Consider the following 6,380-nt stretch of genomic DNA (forward strand, 5'->3'; position numbering starts at 1 on the left):
AAAAAATCAGGCTGCAGGCGGCGGCCCACGATTTTCAAAAAATGAGTGTGCAGCTGATAAGATAGTGAAATAATATAGAGGTATGGAGTTGTTAAATAGAACTGGATAATTTAAAGTCGACAGCGAATGATTTATATCTGCATCTTTTGTAAGCTGGTATTCGCAAATAAAACATTTACTTTCTGGTAGAGATTTATAATAAAAACCGGCAGCATCTTTTTTTACAAAACCTTTTTTCTGTTGCTGTGCTGTTGTATTATAAGCATGAGAATGCGATAGCTGAATTGCACTGATGGAAAACAATAACAGCAGCAAAAAACCCGCTGCTATTTTCCTGATCCATATTTTATTTTTTACCATCACAAAACAAAGATAAACATTTGCTGCAACATTGTTGCAAATTAAAATCAATAACTATTGGTTAAGAAATTAGTCACTCCTCTTCCAGATTTAAAATTTCCTTTGCTGCTACTATTTGTTTAAAGTATAGTTTTTTATAACTATTATTTATTAAAATTCCGCTAACTTGAAAGCAAAATATTACTTGTTATGAATCAATATATTCTTTCTCTCGACCAGGGCACCACCAGCAGCCGTGCCATTATTTTTGATCAACAGGGTTTAATAATTGCCGTGGCACAAAAAGAGTTTACACAATTTTTTCCGCAGCCGGGTTGGGTGGAGCATGATGCCAATGAAATTTGGAGTACACAATTGGGCGTGGCTGCCGAAGCTATTTCAAAGGCGGGACTTACGGTAGAAAATATTGCAGCAATCGGCATCACTAATCAAAGAGAAACAACAGTAGTGTGGGAAAGAGCTACTGGCAAACCGGTGTACAATGCTATTGTGTGGCAGGATAGAAGAACCGCATCTTTTTGTGATGAATTAAAAAATAAAAATTTAGAAAGCACCATAAAAGAAAAAACCGGGTTGGTTATAGATGCTTATTTTTCTGCCACAAAAATAAAATGGATTTTAGATAATGTGGAAGGTGCAAGAACAAAAGCTAATAATGGCGAATTATGTTTTGGCACCATTGATACCTGGCTGCTGTGGAATTTAACCAAAGGACAAATTCATGCAACAGATGTTAGTAATGCAAGCCGTACCATGCTGTGCAATATTAATACCCTGCAATGGGATGGAGAACTGGAAAAAATATTTGATATTCCCGGCAGTATGCTACCGCAAATTCGTAGCAGCAGCGAAGTGTACGGCCACACACAAAATATTTTATCCGCAAAAAATATTCCTATTGCAGGTATAGCAGGCGATCAGCAGAGTGCATTGTTTGGGCAAATGTGCACACAACCGGGCATGGTAAAAAACACTTATGGTACTGGTTGCTTTATGCTGATGAATACCGGCGAAAAACCAGTCACCTCTAACCATAATTTATTAACTACTGTTGCATGGAAAGTAAATGGCATTACACATTATGCTTTGGAAGGCAGTGTGTTTATTGCAGGCGCCGTGGTGCAATGGTTAAGGGATGGATTGGGCATCATCAATAAATCATCGGATGTGGAAGCATTAGCGGCTAAGGTTAACAGCAATGAAGGTGTGTATGTAGTGCCGGCATTTACAGGCCTTGGTGCACCACACTGGAACCAGGATGCAAGGGGTACTATTGTTGGTTTAACAAGAGGCAGTAATGCAAGCCACATTGCAAGGGCTGCATTGGAAAGTATTGCTTACCAAACTATGGATGTTTTAAAAGCTATGGAAGCCGATGCTGGAATTTCTATAAAAGAATTAAGGGTGGATGGTGGCGCTACGGCCAATGATTTATTAATGCAGTTTCAAAGTGATATTTTAAATACAAAAGTTTTGCGGCCAACCATTACCGAAACTACCGCATTGGGTGCAGCTTACCTTGCAGGCCTTGCGGTTGGCTATTGGAAAAATATTGAAGAGATACAGGCGCAATGGTTGATTGATAAAACATTTACACCATCCATGGAAGAAGAAAAAAGAAATGCATTGACGAAGGGTTGGCAAAAGGCGGTGGATACTACGATTAGTAATACTAAATAAACTTTAAATAATAATGACTTTTCGCAAACCCCGTCAGCGGTTGAAAACCCTGACGGCGGTTGTTAATAAGATGCTATTAGAATTTATATGAACAGAACACAAATGTTGCATCACCTTTCCGAAACAACCGAATGGGACATCATCATTATCGGTGGTGGTGCAACCGGCCTGGGCACTGCTGTTGATGCTGCTACAAGAGGGTACAAAACTTTATTGGCAGAGCAGCATGATTTTGCAAAAGGCACATCCAGCCGATCCACAAAATTAGTACATGGCGGCGTAAGGTATTTGGCACAGGGCAATATTAAATTGGTAAGAGAAGCATTAATGGAAAGAGGGTTGCTGTTGAAAAATGCACCGCATGTTACATCTAATCTTTCTTTTGTATTACCCTGTTACAGTTTATGGCAAAAAATATTTTATGGTGTGGGGTTAAAAATTTATGATGTAATGGCTGGTAATTTAGGATTGGGCAAAACTAAAATTATCAACTCAAAAAAAACAAAAGAATTACTACCTACAATTGATATAAAAAATTTATGCGGTGCTGTAGTTTATAAGGACGGGCAGTTTGATGATGCAAGACTTGCCATTAATTTAGCACAAACTGCAGCAGCAAACGGCGCAACGGTTTTAAATTATTGTAAAGTGATTAAACTTTTAAAAATATTTCCGACAGTTACAAACCCTGTCCGCAATTTATCAGAAAAAGTTTGTGGTGTTATTATAAAAGATGAAATTAATGGCACGGAATATACTTTAAAATGCAAAGCTGTTATAAATGCCACCGGTGTTTTTGCAGATGAAGTATTGCAAATGGATGATACCACTGCAAAAAATATTGTAAGCCCATCGCAGGGGATACATTTGGTGCTGGATAAAAAATTTTTCCCCGGTACCGATGCAATGATGATACCCAAAACTGAAGATGGCAGGGTTCTGTTTGCAGTGCCGTGGCATGATAAAGTTGTGGTAGGTACCACAGATACGCCAATTGAAAGTCATTCTTTAGAACCAAAACCTTTGGAGCAGGAGATTGAATTTATTATGCAGCACATCAATAAATCTCTGGATGTAGAAATAAAACGAACTGATGTGCAAAGTGTTTTTGTGGGCTTGCGGCCATTGGTAAAAAAAGGAGCCGGTAATAAAACTGCGTTAATGCCACGGGATCATACTATACTTGTAAGCACAAGCGGTTTAGTAACCATCACCGGTGGTAAATGGACTACTTACCGCAAAATGGCGAATGATGTTTTAAAAAAAGCCATTCTAGTTGCGAACCTTCCTGAAATAAAATGTGGTACCCAAAATTTAAAAATTCATGGATGGATAAGTAATATTGATAAAAATGATCCTTTACATTTTTACGGAGCAGATGCCATGCATATAAAAAATCTTTGTATAGAAGATGATATGCTGGCAGAATTAATTCACCCTGCGCTGCACAATATTAAAGCAGAAATTATTTGGGCAATACAAAATGAAATGGCACAAACGGTGGAAGATGTTTTAGCAAGAAGAACAAGGATTTTATTTTTAAATGCTCAGGCGGCAATAGAAGCAGCGCCGATGGTTGCAAAGCTAATGGCAACTGCAATGAATAAAAATGAAGATTGGGAATTGCAGCAAGTAAATAATTTTAATCTATTGGCAAAACAATATTTATTATCTTGAGGGCTGTATCAGAATTATAAAAGGTTGCAAGATAAAAACTATCAACTTTTAACCATCAACTCTTTTCTCATGTCTCTATTTTTACCAGAATTTACCGGCACAGCTTTATTACTTTTATTTGGCAACGGTGTTAATGCCAATGTAGTGTTATATAAAACAAAAGGGAATAACAGCGGCTGGATCGTTATTGCATTCGGCTGGGCCATTGCAGTATTTGTAGGAGTATATGTTTGTACTTCACTGGGAGGAGAAGGGCATTTAAACCCTGCCGTTACCATTGCCGATGCAATTAAAATAAACGATTGGACAAAAGTACCGGTTTACATTGCGGCACAAATGCTCGGTGCAATGGCAGGTGCGTTTTTAGCATGGTTATCGTACCGGCAGCATTTCAACGAAACAACAGATGCTGATGGACAACTGGCTGTTTTTTGCAATTCACCCGCAATAAAAAGTACTACCGATAATTTAATAACAGAGATCATTGGCACCTTTGCATTGGTGTTTGGTGCTTTTTCAATTGCAGGTGGAAAAATTAATGATGTGGGCATTTCGTTAGGAGCTTTAAATGCTTTACCTGTTGCATTGCTGGTGTTGGGTATTGGTTTATCATTAGGCGGACCAACAGGTTATGCTATAAATCCTGCAAGAGATCTGGGCCCGAGAATTATGCATTTTATCTTACCTGTAAAAAACAAAAGGGACAGTAATTGGAGCTATAGCTGGATACCTGTGGTAGGACCAATAATTGGAGGCATAATTGCAGCGCTGGTATTTAGAATTATTCAATAAAATATTATTGGGTTTTATTCTTTTAAAAAACAAGGTCTGCAATTATCGGATAATGATCTGAATAATTCACTTCTATTTTATTCAACTGTGTTACCTCAAATTTTTTATCTGCCAGTATATAATCAATTCTTAAAGTAGGCGAAATAAAACGAAAGGTTCTGCCAAGGCCACTTCCCTTTTTTAAAAAGGCATCCTGTAAATTTCCTTTAACAGTAAAGTAAGTATAGGAGTTGGGTACATCATTAAAATCGCCGCACACAATTACCGGGTAAGGGCTTTCTTTTATTTTTTTATGCAGCATTTCGGCTTGCACAGATCTTTTTTTGTAAGCGTCCCTTAGTTTCCACATCACAGCTTTTGATTGTATTACGCTGGCCTCAGCCGGTTCTTTTAAATTATGTAAGGCTTCATAATCGTAATTTTCAAATTGTACCGATTGCAGGTGGCTGGTAAATATTCTTGTGGTTTTATTATTGATTTTTATATCAGCATAAATTAACGGCTCTGTTGCATCATGCTCATTTAAAGCAGGGTAATTAAATTGTGCACTGTCAGCAATGGGGTATTTAGATATAATAACTACTGTATTTAAAACGGTTGATTTATAAATCTTTTTGGTATAATTAGTTTTTGCAAAAAAAATATATTGATAGCCACTTGCTTTTAAAACTGGAATAATAGAATCCCGGTAAGTTTTATTTTGCAAATAAATATATTCCTGCAGGCATAAAATATCTGCATTGGTATTTTTAATTACCTCAACCATTTCATTAAGGTTGTTTTTTTTGTTTACCCGGTTACTTTCGCCCCAGCTTGATAAATTCCAGGTTAATATCCTTAATGTTTCCGGGGCTTTGGCAACATTAAAATTTTTAGTGTTACTGAAACTAAATGTGGAGGAAATCTGAGTCCACCCAAAGAGTAACGCACCAATACAAACAAATGCCCATTTCGATCTTCTTATAATCCAGTAAATTAAAAACCCCACTAATATAAAAAACAATAATGGAAAAACCAGCCCAGCCAGTGCCGCAAACCAATACCTTCCGGCATTTAAAAAAGGAACCAGGCAGGCCATCAAATAAAATATTATCTCCAAAAGATTGGCGCTGATAAAACCAATCCGTAAAATTTTTTTAATTTTTGGTACCATATTTCAGTTCAAAAATGAAACTACGCTTTTACTTTTAACCTTAATTACCGCTCATATCATCTTTCATTTATATTTTACAGCATTATCTTGCATTTCATGTAAAACTCTCCTAAAAAGCTGCTCTTCAAATTTCAAATTTCAATCTCCATCCCTTACCTTTGCCGCTCAAATTTACACCTCATTATAATAAAATATTATTTATGGCCAATACGGGTAAAGTAAAATCAGTAATCGGTGCGGTAGTTGACGTACAGTTTGATAAAGACAGCAAACTCCCCGAAATTTTAAACGCATTAGAATTAAAACGTGAAAACGGAGATACACTTGTGTTGGAAGTGCAGCAGCATTTGGGAGAAGACAGTGTACGCACCATTGCCATGGATGGTACCGAAGGTTTGGTAAGGGGTACCGTGGTTATTGATACCGGAATTCCTATTGCAATGCCCGTGGGTGATGCTATTAAAGGCCGTTTGTTTAATGTAACTGGTGATGACAAAGTGATATTCTATTTGAGTCCCAATGAAGATCCAAATCTAAAAGTTAGGAGAGCCTCAGTTCCAAGCAATGTAGGGGCAACAAGTTATAATACGTTTCCGGAACAGACTTCTATACCTATTCAGTTAATAGCGGGTCAATATTATTATTTCGAAGTACTTAATTTCGAAGGAGGTGGTAGTGATTTTATGACTCTATTTTGGAGGAAACAAGCTGTATCAAC

At 37.2% G+C, this 6,380-nt stretch carries 5 protein-coding genes and 1 pseudogene; 4 read left to right on the plus strand and 2 right to left on the minus strand.

The genetic code is table 11. The annotated features are described in order from the left end of the window. Positions 1 to 6: 6 nt before the first annotated feature. Complete coding sequence (locus ACY65O_RS13355) at positions 7 to 363, minus strand: hypothetical protein (RefSeq protein ID WP_462221356.1); 357 nt, start codon at positions 361 to 363, stop codon at positions 7 to 9. A gap of 186 nt (positions 364 to 549) precedes the next feature. Here ACY65O_RS13355 and glpK point away from each other — a divergent pair, with 186 nt between their 5' ends. The 3 genes from glpK (at position 550) to ACY65O_RS13370 (ending at position 4,509) form a co-directional block, all read left to right on the plus strand. After that, entirely contained in the window at positions 550 to 2,040 is a 1,491-nt protein-coding gene (gene glpK, locus ACY65O_RS13360; protein WP_462221357.1) for a glycerol kinase GlpK, read from the plus strand. Between the two features lie 87 nt (positions 2,041 to 2,127). Continuing rightward, complete coding sequence (locus ACY65O_RS13365; protein WP_462221358.1) at positions 2,128 to 3,717, plus strand: glycerol-3-phosphate dehydrogenase/oxidase; 1,590 nt, start codon at positions 2,128 to 2,130, stop codon at positions 3,715 to 3,717. A 69-nt stretch (positions 3,718 to 3,786) separates the two neighbouring features. Then, positions 3,787 to 4,509 carry an MIP/aquaporin family protein gene (locus ACY65O_RS13370; protein WP_462221359.1) on the plus strand — a complete coding sequence of 241 codons (723 nt, stop codon included), beginning with the start codon at positions 3,787 to 3,789 and terminating at the stop codon, positions 4,507 to 4,509. A 22-nt stretch (positions 4,510 to 4,531) separates the two neighbouring features. Here ACY65O_RS13370 and ACY65O_RS13375 read toward each other — a convergent pair whose 3' ends face one another. Next, a complete protein-coding gene (locus tag ACY65O_RS13375) occupies positions 4,532 to 5,662 on the minus strand; it encodes an endonuclease/exonuclease/phosphatase family protein (RefSeq protein WP_462221360.1) in 1,131 nt (376 codons plus the stop codon). Positions 5,663 to 5,820: 158 nt separating this feature from the next. Here ACY65O_RS13375 and ACY65O_RS13380 point away from each other — a divergent pair. Next, positions 5,821 to 6,380: pseudogene (locus ACY65O_RS13380) on the plus strand (hypothetical protein); the annotation flags it as partial.

Origin of the sequence: Ferruginibacter sp. (assembly GCF_031430955.1) — a bacterium.
Taxonomy (GTDB): Bacteria; Bacteroidota; Bacteroidia; order Chitinophagales; family Chitinophagaceae; genus Ferruginibacter.